Below are 18,087 nucleotides of genomic sequence, written 5' to 3'. Positions count from 1 at the left end.
GGGAGCGTCAATACACAAGCATGGGCAGGCCCTTGCAGTCGAGCGACTTCAGGTTCACGTCGATCTGGCCGAGGTTGATGCCGAGTACGTTTGTCAGGAGAGGGGTGAGGACCGATGTACCGACGGCGTCGAGCAGCGGCTTGAGCAGGCCGGCCAGGACAGAAAGTGCGTTTGAAACCTTCCCTCCCGTATTAGCGTCCGTCGTCTTGCTTAGGGTGTCTTTGATCATGCTCTTGCACCCATTGACATCACCGCCGCCGAGAAGAATCACGCCTGAACATGGGTTGGCAATACTTGTGAGCAGGCCAGCAAGCCCATTTAGCAATCCCGTAAGTAAGCCGCTTGCTTGTGAGTTCTGGTTGATGACGGCGCGCGCCTGATCGAGTCGCAGGGCACGGCAGGAAGACGTATCCACCGAACAGACACTGGCTGTGTTGTCCCAGATCTGGGTGGTAATTTTGTCTAAATCTCCACTGCTGGGGGTGCCCGTTGGCGTAGGCCCACCGAAGAGCAAGTTGGTCAATTGGGTTACGAGGTCCGCCACCAGTGTGCCCACCTGTAGGTTGTTGACTGGCGTCGTACCAGTCTCACCTTCTGCGAGTGTCAGTTGAGAGTCGGGCCCGGGCAGCACGCCAAGATTGAGGTGATTGGTCACCTTGAGCAGCCCCAGAACGTTGATGAGTTCCGTGTCTTTCAGCGTGGACGGATAGCTGCAGACAGTCGACTTGGAGAACAGGTCCGTCGACGCGATCTGTCCTACGCATATGTTCGCAATCTTGCTTGTCACCTGGAACTTCACGCGATCCTTGCCGCTCACGGGGTCCTGGAGCGCTGGGGTACACATGTCGGTGATCGTGCCGGTGCCCGTCACTGCGTCGAGCACGATCGGCAGGTCGAGCTTGACCAGCGGCGCCAGCAGCGAACCGAGCAGGCCGGCATCGGTTGTCACGTGGATGAAGGTGCGTACCTGCGCGTTGTAGGCCGTGGCGCCAATGCCGCCGATGGCCACCGAAGGTGGCTCGATCACCGTCACTTGGGTGGTGACTTTCGCCAGCCCCAGCAGGTTGATGTTGAGCCCCGCGTCGACGGCATGCTGCGAGGTCGCCACGCCGATCGAGGAGTAGAGCAGGTCCAGCGCGCCCACACCCACGTTCAACGCTCCGCTTCCGCTGCCGCCCGGCGAGACGATCTCCGCGAACAGGCCGCGGGGACCACCGGCGACGGAGCCCAGCTGCACCATGAGGTTGGTGATCCCGAGCTTGGCCTGGATGGCCTGCAGCAGCGCGATGTTGCTGCTCAGCAGGCTGTTCTGGCCCGCCACCGTCACGATGGCGTTGAGCAGGTCGCCCAACGCCACGGAGCGGCCCGCGAGCAGCGTGTTCAACTCGCCCACGCCAATGTCAGCGGAGACCGGGATGCCCAGTGCGGCCAGCAGTCCGCCCGGCGTGATCTTGGCCTGGGCGAGGCCGTCGTAGGCCACCAGGGAGGTGCCCGACAGGTCGAGCCCGATGCCCTTGAGCAGCCGCCCCAGCGTCGAGTCGCCGCTGACGGTGATGAGCTTGCTGCCCACGGAGAACTCGGCGAGCGGCGCGCTAAGTGCTGCCACGGCGCTGACGCTGATGAGCCGGTTGCCCGTGAAGAACGACAGCAGCGTGGGTGAAGCCTTCTGGAAGGCCACGCGCACTGCATTGGCCGGGCCCGTGACGGCGGGCGTCTGGAAGCTCGTGTCCTTGTCCCAGTAGCCGCACTGGACTTCGCCCGCGGCCAGCGTCAGCCCCACCGGCATGTTGGCGCTCGAGCCGCCCGGCGCACCGTTGGCGTTCAGTTGCGCCGCCGTGATTGCGGCCGCGCAGCCGCCACGGATCTGCTGCGCACCTGCCAGCGCGGCAAGGTCCGCCGTCTTCTGGAACTCCCGCTTCATGAAGTAAATGAAGCCGATCTCGGTGCCGATCAGCGTGATGACGACCAGACTCATCGCGATCGCAGTGTTGATGAGGACCGACCCGCGGGATCGCGTGCGGCGGGAGTGGCTCCGGAATGCGGCGTTCATGGCGATGGCGTCCTCTTCAGGACGATCGAAGCGCGGCGCTCGTCCGGCTTTGGAGTTGGGTGGGCATCCACTGCTCCACCAGTGGAATCTTCGGCAGCAGCTGGTTCGCGCTGTACGGATAGCTCACGGTGACGTCATAGCGGATGTAGGCCCCTGGGCCGCTCGGGTTGCTGCGGGCCACGTTCACCGGAACATTGGTGACGATCCAGCTGCGCCGTGTCGCCACGCTGCTGTTGGCCGATGCGGGCACCACGAGCGAGTTGGCCAGCGAGTCGTACACGGCGTCCTTGACCCGCTGGTCGCCTGCCGTCGGCGCCGGCGTCAGCAGGCCCACGGCCCGCGCTCCCTCCTCCGATGCGCGCGTGACCGACTGCTGCAGATAGAACACCGCACCGAAGGTCACGAGCGCGTACAGCACGCTGAACAAAATGATGAAGACCATCGCGAACTCGATGGCAGCCACGCCGCGCTGCCGGTCGCGCATGGCCGCACCCTTGCTGCCGTTCGAACGGCGTCCGGTGCTCATGGCGCCCTCCCGTCAAGAAGCATGCTGGCCTTGCCGACGATCTGGTCGGGCATGGCGAAACTGGGAAAGGGCGGCAGCAGGAGCTTCAGGTTGGTGGCCGTGACGGTCACGACCATCTGGCAACGGGTGTCCCAGGTGGCGCCGCAAGTGGGGGCGGCGCAGTTGTTGGTGACCACCCCGCACACGGTGGCACTGACGCTGCGTGTCACGGTGGTCGGCATCCAGCTGCTGCTTGTCGTGGCAGTGGTCTGGGCCAGGGTGGCGCGTGCCGGCAGGGTGGGCTGGTAGCGCAGCGCTGCGCGCGCCCCGTCTTCCGCCGCGTTCTGCAGCCCCAGGCGAAACGCGAACAGCATGCCGTAGCTGATGATTCCGTAGAGCAAGGAGAAGGAGATCAGGAACACCATGGCGAACTCGACCGCGTACGCGCCGCGCTGGGCGTGCGCTCGGGTGCGAAGGCGTTGGGTGTTCATGGCGATGCCTGGCGTGTCTGCCTCTGCCTACTTCGTCGGCGCAGCGCCGCCGCCAACCGCCGTCTGCTTGACGATCGAGCCCATGCTTTCCGGAATCGGGAACTCGAAGCTCTTCAGATAGCGTTGGTAGCTGCGACTCGCGATCTCGCCGGCAATGGGCCGCGGCGTGGCGGATGCGATCTCGCCGCCGCGCTGCCATGCGAGCAGGTCCTGCGTGGCGTCGCCCACCTGTGGCGACCCGTACACGAACTCTCCTTCTGCCCCAGCCATTTCTTCCTGGCCCTGCGGCGGCACGGGCACTGGCGCCGCCGCAGGTTCCGGCGCCTTGGGCGGCGTCGCCTGCTGTGCGAGCGCGGAGGGGGCGGCTGCCATCAGCGCGGCCGTGAGGCCGACTGCGGCCGACAGCGCGGCGAGACGGGTGGCGTGTGCTTTTCTCATGGGGTGCCTTGTGAGGTCGAGTTCGGCGAAAGGGAGACCGCGGCATCCGCGGTGGATGGATTGCGCTGGCTGGTCGTGCGGATGCCGCCCGTGCCGGACCAGCGCGAGGCCTTGAGCATCAGGGGAGGCTGTTGCGGCGCCAGGTCTTCGCGCGCCAGTTCCGTGGTGGTGTTGGGAAGCGGACGCACTGCCGCAACAAGAGGCGGCATGGCGCCGGCTGCCGCGAGGGGCACCGCGCCGCCTGCGCGCAGTTGCTGCGCGGCGTCCCGCACCGCTGCGCGCGCAGCGGGGGACATGCGGTTGGCTTCCATCAGGCTGTTCGCCTGCTCGCCCTGGCCCGTGACTTCGAGATAGAGCGCGAGGTTGGACTGGGCCTGGGTGCTGTCGGGGCGCAGTTGCAGCGCCTGCATCAGCGGCAGTCGGGCGTCGGCGATCTGTCCCGCGCGCAGGTTGGCATAGCCCAGGTCGCTGAGCAGCAGGGCATCGGTCGGTGTCAGGCGCTGGGCCTGCTTCAACAGCTGCACGGCTTCAGGGTAGCTGCCGCGCGCGCCTGCCAGCAGGCCGAGGCCACGGTAGCCGGCGCTTTCGAGCGGTGTGTCCAGCAGGCGCTTGTAGGCCTGCTCGCTCAAGTTGGCCTGGCCGGTCTGGCGCAGGGCATCGGCGCGCATGCGAGTGGACTCGGGCGACACGCCCCAGCGCTGCTCGAGCGCGTCGATGTGCGCCAGCGATGCGAACCACAAGCCTTCCTTCTGCATCTGCTCGACGAGCTTGAGATAGGTGGCCTTGGTGTCGACGGCGGCACCGGCCTTGGTGTCGGCGGCGGCTTCGGCGGACGCGCGCTGCTGCGCATCGGCAGCGGCTGCGTACTGGTCCTTAAGTGCGCCGCATCCGGTGATGGCCATGGCAGCGACGGTACAGGCCAGCAAGCGAATGGCAGGGCCCGCGCGCTTGGGAAGAACTAGTGTTTTCATTTGCCGATGGCTCCCAGTGAACGGAATATGGCGATGAAGCCCGGCCCCGCGGTGACGATGACCAGCGCCGGCAGCAGCGTGACCACCATGACGCCGGTCATCTTCACGGTGATCTTTCCGATGCGTTCCTTCATCTCCGAGCGGCGGCTTTCGCGCAGCCGGTCGCTGAATATGCGCAGCGGCTCCTGCACCGCGCCGCCGTGCCGGTCGACCTGCACCAGCAGCGAGACGAGGCCGCGCATGTTCTCGTTCTTGTGCAGCGTCGCAAGGCGATGCAGCGAATGCTCGCGGGTGCGGCCCTGGCTGTATTGCGAATTGGCGATGCCCAGCTCGTAGCCCAGCACGCGCAGCACGTGCGAGAAGTCGGTGGCCATGATCTGCAGGCTCTGGTCCAGGCTCAGGCCCACGCCCTGCAGCAGCCGCAGCAGGTCGATGAACAGGGGAAGCTCCCGGGCCGCGCGCTCGCGCCGGCTGGCGGCAAAGCGGCCGAGCACCCACTTGGGCGCCATGAAGCCGACGGCCGCTGCCGTCGCGAGGACGATGGTGACTGTGCTGCGCATGTGCCCGCTGCTCCAGAACACGTAGGCCAGCAGCGGGAGCGCCAAGGCAAGGGAGATCCGCGTGATCAGGAAGACCAGCTGCGCCCGCTTCGACCGAAGGCCGCACTGGTCGATGAGGTTGCGGTCTTCGTCCGCCACCAGTGCCCGGCCGAGACGCGAGTCCAACCAGTGGAAGGGCAGGTCGAGCTCGGGCTTGGGTGGTGCATCCGGGTCCGCGAGTTCGACGGCGGATTTCGGATCGGGCGCGACGACTGCCTGCCGGATTGCCCGGCCGATGACCTGCCCGCTGCGCGTGCGGCGCAGCTCGGCCGCGACGAGCGCGCCAGCGCCGACCAGCAGGCCCAGCGCCAGCAGCACAAGGCTGAAGATGGCAAGTTGATTGGGTGTCAACGTCATGCCAGCCTCGCCAGCCGGTATAGGAGCGCAGCGCCCGTCAGCTGCAGGCCCACCGCGGAAAAGATCAGGATGCGGCCCGTGCCGTCGTTCCACATTCCCATGAAATAGCTGGGGTTGGTGAAGATCAGGAAGGCGCCCACGCCCACCGGCAGCAGGCCGAGGATCCAGGCCGACAGGCGCGTTTCCGAGGACAGGGCGCTGAGCTCCTGCTCCGCCTGCTCGCGGTCGCGCATGAAGTTGCCAACGCGCTCCAGCAGCAGGTCGGCGCGGCCACCGTAGCGCACGCCCAGGCCAAGAATGGAGGCAAGCAGGTACATCTCTTCGATGCGCACGTTGTCCGCCGTCTGGTGCAGCGCGCGGTCGAGGTCCACCCCCGCGCGCACCAGGGCCGCCGAGCGATCCAGATGACCGCGCAGCGGCGCCTGCGTGGTGGCAATTGCCAGCTGGAAAGCCGCCTGCGTGGAGTTGCCGATGGTGATCAGGCGCACCATGGCATCGATGTAGCCGGGGAGCTGGTGAATCAGCTTGCGGCGGAACTTCTGCAGTTGCAGCCACAGGGCGAAACTCGTCATCAGCAGAAGAAGAAACAGCACGCCCAGCGCCGCGAGCCATCCGACGAAAACGCCGACCAGCAGGCAGATGGCGACGATGGCGATCAGCGCGAAGACGATGGTGCGCGGCTCGATCACGCCCACCATCCACCCAGGGACCGCGCGCTCGAGCAGGCCGGTGCGAGCGGGCGTGGCGGACCCCGCCCCACCGTCGAACCACGGGTCCGTGGTCAGGCTGGAGGCAAGGCCCTCGCCGGGGAGATCCCGCAGGGGCATCGGCACGGCGGTTGCCGTGGCCGCCGTGCTGGTGGCCAGAATCTGCTGATTCAGATGCCGTTCCGTCGCCTGCCGCGCCTGCCGGCCCTTCGCCCATTGCCACAGCAGCACCCCTGCGGCTGCCAGCAGCAGCGCCACGCAGGCGACCGCGAGCAGGACTTCACGCACGGTTGTCTCCCCCGTGTTGCGACGCACGCTGCAGCGACTGGCGGAAGCGCGTGATCTTGGGCGAGTGCGGCGCGATGCCCAGCGACACCCAGCGGTCGCGCTCCTCGCCGTCGGGCGAGGCGACCGGCTCGTAGCGGTACAGCTCCTGCATCGCCACCACGTTGTCGTTGACGCCCGTGACCTCGCTCAGCGAGATGATGCGACGCTGGCCGCTGGACAGCCGCCCGATCTGCACGATGAAGTCGATGGCGTTGGCGATCTGCCGACGCAGGCTCACTTCGCTGCCCTGATAGCCGGCGAAGCCCGCGAGCATCTCCAGGCGGTAGAGGCATTCGCGCGGCGAACTGGCGTGGATGGTGCCCATCGAGCCTTCGTGGCCGGTGTTCATGGCCTGCATCATCTCGATCACTTCGGCACCGCGCACCTCGCCCACGATGATGCGGTCGGGCCGCATGCGCAGGCTGTTGCGCAGCAGGTCGCGGATCGACACCACGCCCGTGCCGTCGAAGCCGCCGGGGCGGCTCTCGAGCCGCACCACGTGGCTGGTGCCGAGCGAGAGTTCGGCCGTGTCCTCGATGGTGATAACGCGCTCGCGCGCCGGGATGAAGCTGGCGAGTGCGTTCAGCAGCGAGGTCTTGCCCGAGCTGGTGCCACCGCTCACGAGGATGTTGCAGCGCGCGCGCACCGCGATCTCCAGCAGCTGCGCCATGCCCGCGTCGAAGGTGCCGAGCTTCACCAGGTCGGCCGGCGTGAGCGGCTCCTTGCGGAACTTGCGGATCGACACCGACAGGCCGTCGATGGCCAGCGGCTCGATGATCACGTTGATGCGGCCGCCATCGGGCAGGCGCGCGTCGACCATCGGGTTCGATTCGTCGAGCCGACGGCCCAGCGGCGCAAGGATGCGGCGCACGATGCGCATCACGTGCTCCGCATCGGCAAAGCGTACGGTCTCGCGCTCCAGCATGCCGTGGCGCGACACGTACACGTTCTGGTAGCCGTTGATCAGGATGTCTTCGACCGCCGGGTCGTTGAGCAGGTCTTCCAGCGGGCCGAAGCCCGCTAGCTCTTTCGTCAGCGCATCGGAGATGAGCTGCATCTCTCGGTCGTTGATCGGCACGCGGCGCAGGCGCACGAAGCTGTCGACTTCCAGTTCGACGAACTGCTGGATCGAGGCGCGCGACCAGCGGCCGAACTCCGCGCCCAGCTCCTCGATGCGACTGAGCAGGTGGTCATGCGTCCAGCTCTTGATGTCCTGGAACTGCTGGGAGTTGATGAACGCCTGGTCGTCGTCGGCAAATTCGATATCGGTGGACATGGGCTCAACCTTCGTGTGAACTCTTCCAGAGGCCGGTAACTTGCGACATGAGCGCAACCCAGCGTGGATCCTTGGCCGGGGGTTGGCCCGTGGCAGACATGTATTCCTGGTGCAGGCTGCGGGCGAGTCCCGTCACGGCCTGCGCATAGGGGTCGCTGCGCGCGGTGCGCACCAGCATCTCGCCGCGGCTGGCTGCAGCGAGCAATTGCGCGCTGCGCGCCGGCAGCACATGCCGCAGCGGAAGTTCGAGGCGCTCGGCGATGTCCTTGGCCGACAGGCCCACGTGGCCGTCGAACTTGTTGACCACCAGCGACAGGCGTTCGATCTCGACGCCGCGCGCGCGCAGCTCCTTGAGCATGTTGGCTGTGGACACGATGCCGCCGATGCTCTGGTCGCACACGACCCACGCCTGCTGCGCTTCGCGCACGGTCTGCGCCATGAAGTCGATGGTCGAGAAGCCGCCGAGGTCGGCGATCTGGAAATCGAAGAAGTCGGCCAGTCGCTTGATGAGTGCGACCGAGTCGGCATGCGAGATCTCGCGCACCTGCGCCAGGCTCGCGGGCAACGGCAGCACGGCCACGCCGCTGGTGTGATGCGCGAGCGCGGTGTGCAGCAGCGTCTGGTCGAGCCGGCGCAGGTTGCGCACGCCATCGACAAAGCTGAAGCCGCTTTGCGTGTCGAGGTAGAGCAGGCCGTCGCGCGCTGGCAGGCCCAAGTCGAGCAGTGCCACGCCGTGCCGCGTGCTGCGGCCCGGCGGGCGCGCGGGTGCCTGCGTGAGTTGGTCGTTCAGCGTCAGTGCAAGGCTGGTGGCCAGCGTGGTCACGCCGAGGCCGGCGCGCGCGCCGAGCAGTGCCAGCGTGCTGCCGCGCGTGCCGCCCTGCAGGGTGCTGCGCCGCTCCAGCAGTGTGCGCAGCGTGGTCACTGCATCGGAGGGAGGCGCGGCAATGTCGATGAAGTCGTCCACGCCCGCGCGCAGGGCCGAGAGCATGGCGGCGGGCTCGGCCGACACGCCGGTGGCCAGCACGGGCAGCGTCGGCCAGTCGCGCTTGAGGCGCTGGTGGAGCTGGTTGGCGGCCGCGGCCTGGTCGGGCGAGAAGTCGATGAAGACCGCCACCGGCCCCAGCAGGGCGATGCGCTCGTCGATCGACTTCGTTTCCGGTGGCAGGACCACCACGGAGCCGAGGGTGCCGAGCGCATCGGTCAGCCAGGTGATGTGGCCGCCATTGCTCGAAGCGAACAGGTAGGTTTCGCTGCCTGTTTCAGGGATGCTGTCGCGTGGTGCGTTCATGGTGCCAGCCTGCGATGCATGTTCCGGGTCATCGTTGTTGCTGTCAGCGGGAGAAGCCGGGCACGGGTGTGTCGACTGCGCCGCCAAGGAAATACGAGCGCCACACTGCGCCGTCGCGCTGTTCGGCGCCGCCGGGCAGGTACGGTGTGAGGTCGGTGCCGCGCGCAATGGGCTTGACCAGGTGCGGGGTGACCAGGATCACCAGTTCCTTCTCGTTCATCTTGTAGTTGGTCTTGCTGAAGAAGGTGCCGATGATCGGCAAGTCGCCCAGCAGCGGCACCTTGTCGGCGTTCGAGGTGGTGGTGCGGCTCACGAGCCCGCCGATGATGAAGCTCTCGCCGTCGCCCAGCTCTACCGTGGTGTCGGCACGGCGTGTGGTGATCGCCGGCACGGCGACACCGTTGAGGCTCAAAGAGTTGGTGTAGTCGAGGTCGCTGGCTTCGGGGGCGACTTTCAGCACGATGCGTTCGTTCGACAGGACCGTGGGCGTCAGCGTGAGGCCGATGCCGAAGGGCTTGTATTCGATGCTGGTGGTGCCCAGGCCCTGCGGCACTGGAATCGGCAGTTCGCCGCCGGCCAGGAAGCTCGCACTCTGGCCAGACAGCGCCACCAGCGTGGGCTCGGCGAGCACGCGCGCCATGCCGTTGCCTTCGAGGAAGCCCACATTCAGGCCGATGCCGGCCTTGCTGAAGTTGAAGAGAAGACTGAAGGCCTGTGCCAGGGGGTTGCTGTACTCGCCACTGATCTGTCCGTTGGCCGCGAAGGTCGTGCTTCCGAGCGAGGAGGGCGAGAACACGCCGAAGCTGAAACCGTTCGAATTGGGGCGCGTGCTGAAGATGTTCAGGCCGGCCTGCTTGAGCACGCTGCGGTTGAATTCCACCACCTTCACTTCGACCTGCACGGTATTGCTTCGCACGTTCACGACGGAGCGGTCGATCAGTTCGGCCTTGTCGCTGGCGCTGCTTGCCAGCGCGGTGTCGCGTGCCTGCTGGTGAGCGGGCATGCTGTCCATCGACCCCGCGAGCGTGGACGTGCGGCGCCGCACTTCGACGATGTAGGTCGTGGCTGCGGAGTTGCCCTTTTCCCAGACCATCAGCGAGGTGCGTCCCGCGGCCTTGCCGGTCACGATGAGTCGTGCCCCCGGCGAATTCTGTGTCTTGCGCGTGATGGTGACGCCGGCCACCGCCTCGTCGCCGATGGCCATCCGGTCGATGCCCTTGTCGATCAGCAGCTCTTGCTGCGTGCCGGCGGTCATCACCAGGGGGCGTTGCAGCTGTGGGCGCACCGGCTGTGCGTCCGCGGCCGTCGATGCCACCGGCCAGACGATTTGAGCCATCGCGCACAGGGCGATCAGGGACGGGCGCAGCAGCCGCGACGAGACATTCATGGGGCTGCGAATGGCACGGGTCGACTGCTCGCGAGGCTTATAGGGCATTTGTTTTTCCTGGATGACGGGTGTCGGCTGGCTGCGTGCTCAGTAGTTCACGGTTTCGCTGCGTTCGCCGCGAATGACCTCGACCTGGAGCCCGCCTCGCGCAGGCCCGGCAGCGCGTGGCGCGCCGGCGGCGGTGCGGACTTCGGCGGCTTGCGGACGGACGCTGGGGCCCTTGCCGCCGGTGACGAGGTCGGCGGCGGTCAGGCCGGCCTGGGCGCGGTCGAGTCCTTCGAGCGGCGCACGGCGCGATTCGCCCGCCTTGGGCGGTGGCAGTTGCAGGGCCGTAGGCAGTTCGGCGAAGAGCTTCGGATCGGGCTCCGACAGATCGGTCGGGTTGCGCAGGGCGAGCATCAGGCGGCCGCTGGCGTCGCCGATGGTCAGGCGGTTCACGTCGTCCAGAGGTACGGCAAGTACGGCCGTGCGGGCCTGCTCGCCGCGCTGGGCCTGCTGCGCGGCCGCCTTGTCCGGCGACTTGGATGGCAGCCCATCGACGGAGGCGCTGCCGAAGGCCAGCACGCGCTTGCGTGCGAGCAGCAGGCGGGCCTGGCTGCGGTCCACATCCTTGCCGTCCGACTTGAGCATGATGAAGACGTCGACGAAGTCGCCGGGCTGGATCTTGTTGCCTACGCCCATGACTTCGTCGGCCTTGATCGCCACGGCACGTTCACCTTCGCCGATGCGCAGTGCGAGGCCGGAGACCAGTTGGTTCTCCATCACCGGAGTGCCTTCGGCGAGGTCGAGCACCGGCACGCGACCGGCGGCGACAGTGACGTCCTGGAAGGCGCCGGTGGGGTTGATCGTCAGCCGCTCCACGCGCAGCGCGTCTGCCGGAATCGCCAGGCCTGCGGGCAGCGGCTTGGCCGCCACCACGACCGGGTAGACAAGCACCTGCTGGGCCTTGGTGGGAGTTGCCGTAGTGCCGGTAGCCGCTGTTGCCGGTGCGGGCGCCTGGCGGCTCAGCATCCAGGCATAGACGCCCAATGCAATGGCCAGGAGCACCAGGATGGCTGCGAGGATTTTTGAGAGATTGATCATGGGCGGCGGACTGAGGGATGAGGGCAAGCAATCATGAAAAGTGAGGGATGAATGGCCTGCATGGACAGAGGCAGCTGTCTGCTAGCTCTGTCGGCCCCAGAACATCCAAGCCACCGTGGCCAACGCAAGGTAGGCCGCATAAGGAATGAAGCGAGCCCGGCTTTGCGAAGCGCCGCCGGCGGCTGGAGAGGGCTGGCCCGACAGGATCAGGGCAAGCCGTGGGGAGACGGGCCAACGCTGCAGGGCGTACCAGAGTGCGCCATGCGCCCCGGCCAGCAGACCCGCGCCAATCCAGATCGGCGCCAGTGCCCACAGGCCGACCCAGAGTCCGAGAGCGCCAGCGAATTTCACGTCGCCTGCTCCCATGAGACCCATTGCATAGAAGAGCAACAGGAAACCGAAACCCGATGCGGCGCCTGCGAGTGCCGCTGTCCAGCTGACGCCGAAGGGCTGTGCCTCGAAGCCGATGACTGCCAGGGCCGCGATGGCTCCGGACAGGACCAGCCAGTTGGGCACACGCCGCTCTCGGAAGTCATAGACAGCGACACAGAGCAACCAGAGCAAACAGGCTAATGCCGGCATTTACTTTTACGGAGTGACAGTCGATGTGAGCTTGTTGGTAATGTCTTGGAAGACTTTGGCCAGTCGTTTGCCAAGGCCGTCGTCTCCGGCCAAAACAGCCACGATCGCAACAGAAATAAGCCCCGCAATAATTCCATATTCAATTGCGGTTGCACCTTCTTCGTCGCGCAGAAAACGAGTAATAGAGCTAAGCATGATTTCCCCTTTCAGGAAGTGTTAACAAAGGCTTGCAAGGTGGATGTTATACAGCGTAACTCCGTGTATCAACAAGGCAAACCCGCAAGACTTTCGCCCAGGTGTGCTAGCCAAAAGGAGTAAAGCAGGGTGGCTGCAAGCCTCCTGCCAGCCCGAGCCAGGAAGAGACCTGGTCAGCTGGTGGACAGTTTGGAAGTGAATTTTTCCCTCTGTAGGGCGCGCGGCGCCTCCCATGAAGAGGGGATGCGACGTTACGTCGCCGGGAACGCGCGAAACGGGGGTGTTACGGGAACAAGTGCGTTACGTGTTACGTAGCACGAAGCCCCAAAGGGCCAGATGTAACAGTGAAAAAAGGCTAAACCCGTGAGCAAAAAGTCACGGGTTTGAGGGGGTGACCCCGTCGCCGAGAGGGATTCGACCGGGCCTCAGCCCAGGATTTCTTCGTGAAAGAGCTTCCAGTCGGTACCCTGGCGTAACCAGTACTGGCGCCGGGAACGTCCGCTCTTCTCGCCTTCGAACACTTCGCCGAAGGTAACAATCATGGTGTCGTCACCGTCCCGCCAGTGGAGGTACGACATGTCCTTGAATTGCACGCGCTTGCCCTGCGCGTATTTCACTTCTTCGTCGACAGCCGAAATTCCTTCAGTGGATTTCTTGCTGCTGCGCTGGAAATCGGGCAAATAGAATTTCTTCAATTGCGCTTCATTTCCATTGGCTCGCGCATCTTTCCAGCCATTGATGGCGCTTGTAATTGACTGGGTTTCTTTTTCAGCCTGCGGTTGTGAAATCCATTGCAGGCTGCGCGCGGTCACCACCGGGGTGGCGCCAATTTGCACTTTTCGCAAAAGCTGCTTCAGGTCAGGGTTTGCCATGACCACGCAGCCGTCGCTTGCCAGTGGCGCCCGGGCGAACTGCTGGGGCGGGGTGCCGTGCAGCCAGATGCCGCCGCCGGTCTTGCCGCGCCGCACGTCGTACGGGTTTGGGTAGTTGATGGGCAGGGCGCCCGCGCCGTAGAAGTCTTTCAGCGACTTCGGATCGAGGCTGCTGGTGATGTAGTACACGCCCAGCGGGGTGCGCGCATCGCCTTCGGTGACTTTGTCGGTGCCCGACTTGCCGACCGAGATGTAGTAGTCGGCCGTGAGCTTCAGGCCCTTGTCCGAGTTTTCGAACAGGTACAGCCGCGAGCGCGAGGCGTCGACGGCAATGGCGTAGCGGCTGCGGGTCGAGAGCGTCAGGAACTGCGACGGCACGGTGTTGGCCGGCGGGCGCTCGCGCAGGGCCTGCAGGCGGCGCTTCGATTCCTCGTGCAGCTCGGCCATGGCGGGGTTGCCGCGCATCTTCGCGATGCTGGCGGTGTCGGGCAGGGCATTCGATGGGGGTACTTGTGCCGCGAGCAGGTCGCCGTAGACGAGCTGTGCAAGCTGGAAGTTCGGATAGTCGCGCACCAGGTCGCGGGCCTTGGCCAGCGCAGGGCGGGCTTGGCCACGGCCGAACATTTCATAGACCGCGATCAGGCGGGCTTCGGCGTTGCTGGCTTCCTGGATGGAGGAGGCGGATGCCGATCTGCGTGTGGGCCTTGTTGCCGTCGCGGCAGCTGTTCGGGCCTCTGCAGCGGCCACGCCCTTCTTGCCCTTGGCGGAGGCAGACCGGCCGTTCGCACCGCGCGCGGTGGAACGGCTGCTGTTCGCTGCCTTGGCCTTGGTGCTGCTGCTGGCGGCTTTGGCGCTGCCCGCCTTGTGGGTGCTGTTCGACGCCAGCGCCGCACCGGGCGCTGCCAGCATCAGCGCCGATGCGGTCATCAGCGCTGCGAGCAGTTGTCCGCTGCGCAGACGAAACGGGGGATTCTGAAGCCGGCCGAGCCGGACGATGTCTGCCACTAGCCGCCGACGCTTTCCTTGCGAATGTGCCATTGATTGCCGGAGCGCTGCAGGTCCAGCGTCTTGCGGCTCGAAACGTTGAGGTTGTCCGCGCGATAGATCTGGCGGAACTTGGCCGTCGCGTTCTGCCCGTCGACCTTGATCGCGAGGTTCTCGATGTTCACGCTGATGCTCGACTTGCCGACGATGCGGGCGCGGCGGTCTTCTTCCCAGCCCTTGCGGCTCTGGCCGCCGGTGGGCGTGAAGTCGGGGCCGTAGGCCGCGAGGTAGCGGTCCATGTCCTGGCTGGCCCAAGCCGAAGCCCAGGCGCGCACTGCGGATTCGACTTCGGCATTGGAAGCGGTGCTGGCGGCGGGGGCCGGTGCGGGGGCTGGAGCCGGCGCCGCTTCGGGCGCCTTTGCCTCGGGCGCCTTGGGCGCGGCGGCCACCGGTGCGGGAGCGGCAGCAACCTTGACTGGTGGAGGCGGCGCAGCGGGGGCTGGCGTGGGCGCCGGCGCCTTTGCCGCGGGAGCAGGCGCTGCCGAGGCCACCAGGGCTGTTGGCTTGGCGCCCGGCGGCGTTGGTGTGAAGAGCGTGCGGATCACCGCCAGCTTGGGCTGCACGGCCGTGTTGTTCTGGTCGAGCTGCAGGGCCTTGCTGTAGGCCTGGCTGGCCAATCGTGCATACACGTCGCCGAGGTTTTCCTGGGCGGTGGCGTAGCTGGGGTTGGTGCGAATGGCGCTTTCGAGCGCGCTGCGTGCCTTGTCGAACTGGTTCTGGCTCGCGTAGATCACCGCGAGGTTGTTGTACGGCTCGGGCAGCTCGGGCGCGTCCAGCGTGAGCTGCGTGAATGCGGCGATGGCCTCGTTGCGCTTGCCGGTGTCGAGCTGGATCACGCCCTTGAGGAAGCGCATCTGCGGGTCGCGCGGCTTGTCTTTCAGGAAGGCGTCGGCCTTCGTCAGAGCCTCGTCGAGCTTGCCGGCCTGCATGAGCTTGTCGACCTCCTCATGCTCGATGGCGGCCAGCGCCGGAAGCGCGGCGCCACAGGTTGCCGCGGCCAGGAACAGGGCGCGCACGGTGGGGGAGAAGCTGAAACGGGCGCGTGGCCGGGGGCTCTTGGGCATTGCGGACAAGACCTCGTAGGGGTGGGTGATGCGGCAGGGATTGTAAGTGGGGCACGTAACTCCCCGACACAGGGATAACGGTCTTTCGCGGCCTTTAGGCTTGCCCGCAACGTCCCGTGGCGCCCCGCGCCGACCGGCCCCGCAGTACAGTGCCGCCGTGGACCGCCTCCAAAGCATTGAAACTTTCGTTCGCGTCGCGCAGACCCAGAGCTTTGCGGAGGCGGCGCGGCAGCTGCGCGTGGCCAATTCGGTCGTCACCACGCGGGTCAAGCAGCTCGAAGAGTTCCTGGGCGCGCCGCTGTTCCACCGCAGCACGCGCGTGGTGAGGCTCAGCGACATGGGCCAGGCCTTTCTGCGCGACTGCACCGAGCTGGTGGGCCGCGCCAACGACATCGTCGACCAGATGCGCGATGCGCGCGGCACGCCCTCGGGCATCCTGCGCGTGCATGCACTCACCGGCATGGTGCTGGGCCGCTTCGCCACGCTGCTGCGCGAGTTCCAGACGACCTACCCTGACATCCACCTCGAGCTGATCGTGAGCGACGCGGTGGCCGACCCCGTGAAGGCCGGCGTCGACTGCGCGCTGCAGATCTTTCCCGCGGCCTCGCAGGAGCTGGTGTCGCGGCCGCTCTTTCCGGTGCGGCGAGTGCTGTGCGCCACGCCGGCGTACCTCGAAGCGCACGGCACGCCCGCTGCGCCGCGCGACCTGCACCGGCACAAGCTGGGCCTGTACTCGGGCTACCCCACGCGCGACCGATGGACCTTTCACCACGAGGGCGAGCAGACCACCATCTACCTGAACGCCGCGCTGCTGACCAACAGCGTGCACCTGCTGCGCGAATATGCACTGGAGCATGCGGGCATCGTCTGCCTGCCCACGCTCGTGGCGGGCGACGCCATTGCGCGCGGCGAGTTGCGCGTGGTGCTGGCCGAGCACCAGCTGTCGTCGTTCTCGCTGAGCGCGGTTTATGCGGGCACCTCGCGCAATGCGCTGAAGCTGCGCCTCTTCATCGAGCACATCGCCACCCGCTTCACGCGCGTGCCGCCGTGGGACGCCACGCTGATCGAGCGAGGCCTTATTCCTGCCGAGCTCATCGAGTTCAGCCGCTCCAGCGGATAGCGCCCGAACGGGGGTAAACCCCTGCGATTGTTCGGAAGCTCCGAATAATCCTCTTCCAAACTGGTCCCTACCGGTGCCGCCGCTTGACTCCTAGAGTTCACCCATCACTGGAGACAACAGGAGACAAGCCATGACAGCCACCACTGCGACCGCCTACAAGACCCGCTTCGGTTCACTCAAGCACTTCGAGAAGGGTCATGTCGAGCCCATCGACGACGACGTTCGCCACTACGCGTTCTCCAACTGCTTCGAGATCGCGAGCATCAGCAAACCCTACGAGAAGGTCGTGTTCGGCCAGAACCAGATCTACGTATTGGAGACGCTGCGCGCCGAAGGCACCTCGCCCTGGTACACCTGCGCGCACGACGAATTCGCGCTCGTGATGGACGGCGACGTCGAAGTGCACCTCGTGCAGCTCGACGACGGCCAGGCAGTGGCCGACAAGGAAAAGAACGGCGCCGTGCTCGTCAAGGGCGAGCCCAAGGGCAAGAAGATGGGCTGGATGAAGCTCTCGCGCGGCCACCAGGGCCTGCTGCCGAAGAACACCGCCTACCAGTTCCGCAGCGCCGGCGAGCCGGGCGTGATCGTCCTGCAAAGCTGCAAGGGCGACCTCTCGGTCGAGAAGTGGGCCGACATCTGCCAATCGCACTGAGTGCATTGACCGCACCCGAACCAGGAGCCACACACCATGAACGCACCCGCAGAACTCGCCAAGGTGATCGCGTCGCAGCCCGACGCCACGCTCGGCTACAAGGACTTTTCACTCGGCAGCTTCAGCTTCCGCCGCGACGAATACTTCGTGCATATCGGCTGGAAGACCCGCGACGGCCGTCCCATGAGCCACACCATGGACGCCGGCAGCTATCTGCGCGCACTGATGCGCGACGTGGCCTGGGGCTTCTTCTATGGCTGGGTCAACTTCGACGACGTGTTCGGCACCGTCAACCACTACGAGTCGGTCGACCTGTACGCCGGCAGCTTCAACGGCACCATGAAGGACGCAGGCATCGACCTGCTCGAGAACTTCCCGACCGCGCAGATCCGCGCCACCTTCGAGGCCATGCTCGACGACTGGACCAACGAGAGCTTCGACCCCTTCGCCGCGCCGCAGGAAACCGGCTCGCCCTACGGCCGCAAGAACGGCAACAACACCGCCAAGATCACGAGGGCGCGTGAACTTGCCAAGCGCTGCGTGGGCCTGAAGGGCGACCTCGACCTGCGCAGCGACGAACGCGGCGCTCCGGTGAACCGCGCCTTTGCCGACGTGCCGCAGGGCCAGCCCGAGTTGCACCCCGAGCCCGGCTTCGAGAACGATGTGCACGCCTTCAATCTCTTCGGCTTCCTGAGCCGCTCGCAGGTCACCTGGAACCCGAGCTTCACCTCGGTGGTGAAGCACAGCTACATGTGCCCGACGACCGAGGAGCACATCCTGCCGATCATCCACGGCAACGACCGCGTCGAGTGGTTCTTCCAGATGACCGACGAAATCCACTGGGACTGCGGCGACAAGAACACCGGCAGGCCCATGGCCCGCGTGATCATGAAGGCCGGCGACATGGCAGCCATGCCCGCCTACTGCCGCCACCAGGGCTTCAGCCCCAAGCGCTCGATGCTGCTGGTGTGGGAGAACGGGTCGCCGAGCCTGGTGTACGAAATCCAGAAGGGCGAGAGCCCGGAGATTCCGGTCGAGTTCTGACCGGCTTTTCTCTCCCTCCCGACGCCCTTCCATCC

General features: G+C 66.1%; 18 protein-coding genes. 3 read left to right on the top strand and 15 right to left on the bottom strand.

Annotation, left to right across the window (positions count from 1 at the left end; all coding sequences use genetic code 11):
- Nucleotides 1-7 precede the first annotated feature (7 nt).
- The 15 genes from ACN9MV_RS27785 to ACN9MV_RS27715 all read right to left on the bottom strand — a co-directional run bounded on the left by ACN9MV_RS27785 (nucleotide 8) and on the right by ACN9MV_RS27715 (nucleotide 15,236).
- A complete protein-coding gene (locus ACN9MV_RS27785; RefSeq protein WP_426390413.1) occupies nucleotides 8-2,050 on the bottom strand; it encodes a TadG family pilus assembly protein in 2,043 nt (680 codons plus the stop codon).
- Between the two features lie 16 nt (nucleotides 2,051-2,066).
- Nucleotides 2,067-2,576 (bottom strand): TadE/TadG family type IV pilus assembly protein, encoded by a 510-nt coding sequence (locus tag ACN9MV_RS27780; protein WP_426390412.1) that lies wholly within the window; start codon nucleotides 2,574-2,576, stop codon nucleotides 2,067-2,069.
- The gene (locus ACN9MV_RS27775) at nucleotides 2,573-3,046 is read right to left on the bottom strand and encodes a TadE/TadG family type IV pilus assembly protein (RefSeq protein WP_426390411.1); all 474 of its coding nucleotides are present in this window, start codon (nucleotides 3,044-3,046) and stop codon (nucleotides 2,573-2,575) included. Before ACN9MV_RS27775 ends, ACN9MV_RS27780 begins: the two co-directional genes overlap by 4 nt.
- Before the next feature lie 27 nt (nucleotides 3,047-3,073).
- A complete protein-coding gene (locus tag ACN9MV_RS27770; protein ID WP_426390410.1) occupies nucleotides 3,074-3,484 on the bottom strand; it encodes a DUF3613 domain-containing protein in 411 nt (136 codons plus the stop codon).
- Nucleotides 3,481-4,455: a tetratricopeptide repeat protein gene (locus tag ACN9MV_RS27765; RefSeq protein ID WP_426390409.1), complete on the bottom strand. Its 975-nt coding sequence runs from the start codon at nucleotides 4,453-4,455 to the stop codon at nucleotides 3,481-3,483. The genes ACN9MV_RS27770 and ACN9MV_RS27765 overlap by 4 nt, the downstream gene beginning before the upstream one ends.
- A complete protein-coding gene (locus tag ACN9MV_RS27760) occupies nucleotides 4,452-5,411 on the bottom strand; it encodes a type II secretion system F family protein (RefSeq protein WP_426390408.1) in 960 nt (319 codons plus the stop codon). The genes ACN9MV_RS27765 and ACN9MV_RS27760 overlap by 4 nt, the downstream gene beginning before the upstream one ends.
- Entirely contained in the window at nucleotides 5,408-6,406 is a 999-nt protein-coding gene (locus ACN9MV_RS27755; protein WP_426390407.1) for a type II secretion system F family protein, read from the bottom strand. Before ACN9MV_RS27755 ends, ACN9MV_RS27760 begins: the two co-directional genes overlap by 4 nt.
- Nucleotides 6,399-7,721, bottom strand: a complete 1,323-nt coding sequence (locus ACN9MV_RS27750; protein WP_093079695.1) for a CpaF family protein — start codon at nucleotides 7,719-7,721, stop codon at nucleotides 6,399-6,401. Before ACN9MV_RS27750 ends, ACN9MV_RS27755 begins: the two co-directional genes overlap by 8 nt.
- Before the next feature lie 4 nt (nucleotides 7,722-7,725).
- Nucleotides 7,726-9,009, bottom strand: a complete 1,284-nt coding sequence (locus tag ACN9MV_RS27745; RefSeq protein WP_258352964.1) for an AAA family ATPase — start codon at nucleotides 9,007-9,009, stop codon at nucleotides 7,726-7,728.
- Nucleotides 9,010-9,052: 43 nt separating this feature from the next.
- Nucleotides 9,053-10,444, bottom strand: coding sequence for a type II and III secretion system protein family protein (locus ACN9MV_RS27740; RefSeq protein WP_426390406.1), 1,392 nt, complete (start codon nucleotides 10,442-10,444; stop codon nucleotides 9,053-9,055).
- 39 nt (nucleotides 10,445-10,483) lie between these two features.
- A complete protein-coding gene (gene cpaB, locus ACN9MV_RS27735) occupies nucleotides 10,484-11,479 on the bottom strand; it encodes a Flp pilus assembly protein CpaB (RefSeq protein ID WP_426390405.1) in 996 nt (331 codons plus the stop codon).
- Nucleotides 11,480-11,560: 81 nt separating this feature from the next.
- The gene (locus tag ACN9MV_RS27730) at nucleotides 11,561-11,995 is read right to left on the bottom strand and encodes an A24 family peptidase (protein WP_426390404.1); all 435 of its coding nucleotides are present in this window, start codon (nucleotides 11,993-11,995) and stop codon (nucleotides 11,561-11,563) included.
- 72 nt (nucleotides 11,996-12,067) lie between these two features.
- Nucleotides 12,068-12,256, bottom strand: coding sequence for a Flp family type IVb pilin (locus ACN9MV_RS27725; RefSeq protein ID WP_258352968.1), 189 nt, complete (start codon nucleotides 12,254-12,256; stop codon nucleotides 12,068-12,070).
- 425 nt (nucleotides 12,257-12,681) lie between these two features.
- Nucleotides 12,682-14,166, bottom strand: a complete 1,485-nt coding sequence (locus tag ACN9MV_RS27720; protein WP_426390403.1) for a L,D-transpeptidase family protein — start codon at nucleotides 14,164-14,166, stop codon at nucleotides 12,682-12,684.
- The gene (locus ACN9MV_RS27715) at nucleotides 14,133-15,236 is read right to left on the bottom strand and encodes a L,D-transpeptidase Cds6 family protein (RefSeq protein ID WP_426390402.1); all 1,104 of its coding nucleotides are present in this window, start codon (nucleotides 15,234-15,236) and stop codon (nucleotides 14,133-14,135) included. The genes ACN9MV_RS27720 and ACN9MV_RS27715 overlap by 34 nt, the downstream gene beginning before the upstream one ends.
- Nucleotides 15,237-15,393: 157 nt before the next feature.
- Here ACN9MV_RS27715 and ACN9MV_RS27710 point away from each other — a divergent pair, with 157 nt between their 5' ends.
- From ACN9MV_RS27710 to ACN9MV_RS27700, 3 genes are all read left to right on the top strand, one after another.
- Nucleotides 15,394-16,356 carry a LysR family transcriptional regulator gene (locus ACN9MV_RS27710; RefSeq protein WP_093057559.1) on the top strand — a complete coding sequence of 321 codons (963 nt, stop codon included), beginning with the start codon at nucleotides 15,394-15,396 and terminating at the stop codon, nucleotides 16,354-16,356.
- Between the two features lie 130 nt (nucleotides 16,357-16,486).
- Nucleotides 16,487-17,008: a hydroxyquinol 1,2-dioxygenase gene (locus ACN9MV_RS27705; RefSeq protein ID WP_093057560.1), complete on the top strand. Its 522-nt coding sequence runs from the start codon at nucleotides 16,487-16,489 to the stop codon at nucleotides 17,006-17,008.
- Nucleotides 17,009-17,044: 36 nt separating this feature from the next.
- Nucleotides 17,045-18,052, top strand: a complete 1,008-nt coding sequence (locus ACN9MV_RS27700) for a hydroxyquinol 1,2-dioxygenase (protein WP_093057561.1) — start codon at nucleotides 17,045-17,047, stop codon at nucleotides 18,050-18,052.
- Nucleotides 18,053-18,087: the final 35 nt, after the last annotated feature.

The organism is Variovorax sp. R-27, from assembly GCF_049913215.1.
Classification (GTDB): domain Bacteria; phylum Pseudomonadota; class Gammaproteobacteria; order Burkholderiales; family Burkholderiaceae_C; genus Variovorax.
Note: the sequence above shows the minus strand (reverse complement) of the source record. Positions and strands in the feature narration are given on the sequence as shown.

What these genes read in the sequence shown, in the direction of transcription:
- ACN9MV_RS27785 (WP_426390413.1), bottom strand. Translation starts at nt 2,050, where the DNA reads ATGAACGCCGCATTCCGGAGCCACTCCCGCCGCACGCGATCCCGCGGG.
- ACN9MV_RS27745 (WP_258352964.1), bottom strand. Translation starts at nt 9,009, where the DNA reads ATGAACGCACCACGCGACAGCATCCCTGAAACAGGCAGCGAAACCTAC.
- ACN9MV_RS27715 (WP_426390402.1), bottom strand. Translation starts at nt 15,236, where the DNA reads ATGCCCAAGAGCCCCCGGCCACGCGCCCGTTTCAGCTTCTCCCCCACC.
- cpaB (WP_426390405.1), bottom strand. Translation starts at nt 11,479, where the DNA reads ATGATCAATCTCTCAAAAATCCTCGCAGCCATCCTGGTGCTCCTGGCC.
- ACN9MV_RS27760 (WP_426390408.1), bottom strand. Translation starts at nt 5,411, where the DNA reads ATGACGTTGACACCCAATCAACTTGCCATCTTCAGCCTTGTGCTGCTG.
- ACN9MV_RS27705 (WP_093057560.1), top strand. Translation starts at nt 16,487, where the DNA reads ATGACAGCCACCACTGCGACCGCCTACAAGACCCGCTTCGGTTCACTC.
- ACN9MV_RS27765 (WP_426390409.1), bottom strand. Translation starts at nt 4,455, where the DNA reads ATGAAAACACTAGTTCTTCCCAAGCGCGCGGGCCCTGCCATTCGCTTG.
- ACN9MV_RS27775 (WP_426390411.1), bottom strand. Translation starts at nt 3,046, where the DNA reads ATGAACACCCAACGCCTTCGCACCCGAGCGCACGCCCAGCGCGGCGCG.
- ACN9MV_RS27720 (WP_426390403.1), bottom strand. Translation starts at nt 14,166, where the DNA reads ATGGCACATTCGCAAGGAAAGCGTCGGCGGCTAGTGGCAGACATCGTC.
- ACN9MV_RS27770 (WP_426390410.1), bottom strand. Translation starts at nt 3,484, where the DNA reads ATGAGAAAAGCACACGCCACCCGTCTCGCCGCGCTGTCGGCCGCAGTC.
- ACN9MV_RS27780 (WP_426390412.1), bottom strand. Translation starts at nt 2,576, where the DNA reads ATGAGCACCGGACGCCGTTCGAACGGCAGCAAGGGTGCGGCCATGCGC.
- ACN9MV_RS27725 (WP_258352968.1), bottom strand. Translation starts at nt 12,256, where the DNA reads ATGCTTAGCTCTATTACTCGTTTTCTGCGCGACGAAGAAGGTGCAACC.
- ACN9MV_RS27740 (WP_426390406.1), bottom strand. Translation starts at nt 10,444, where the DNA reads ATGCCCTATAAGCCTCGCGAGCAGTCGACCCGTGCCATTCGCAGCCCC.
- ACN9MV_RS27750 (WP_093079695.1), bottom strand. Translation starts at nt 7,721, where the DNA reads ATGTCCACCGATATCGAATTTGCCGACGACGACCAGGCGTTCATCAAC.
- ACN9MV_RS27700 (WP_093057561.1), top strand. Translation starts at nt 17,045, where the DNA reads ATGAACGCACCCGCAGAACTCGCCAAGGTGATCGCGTCGCAGCCCGAC.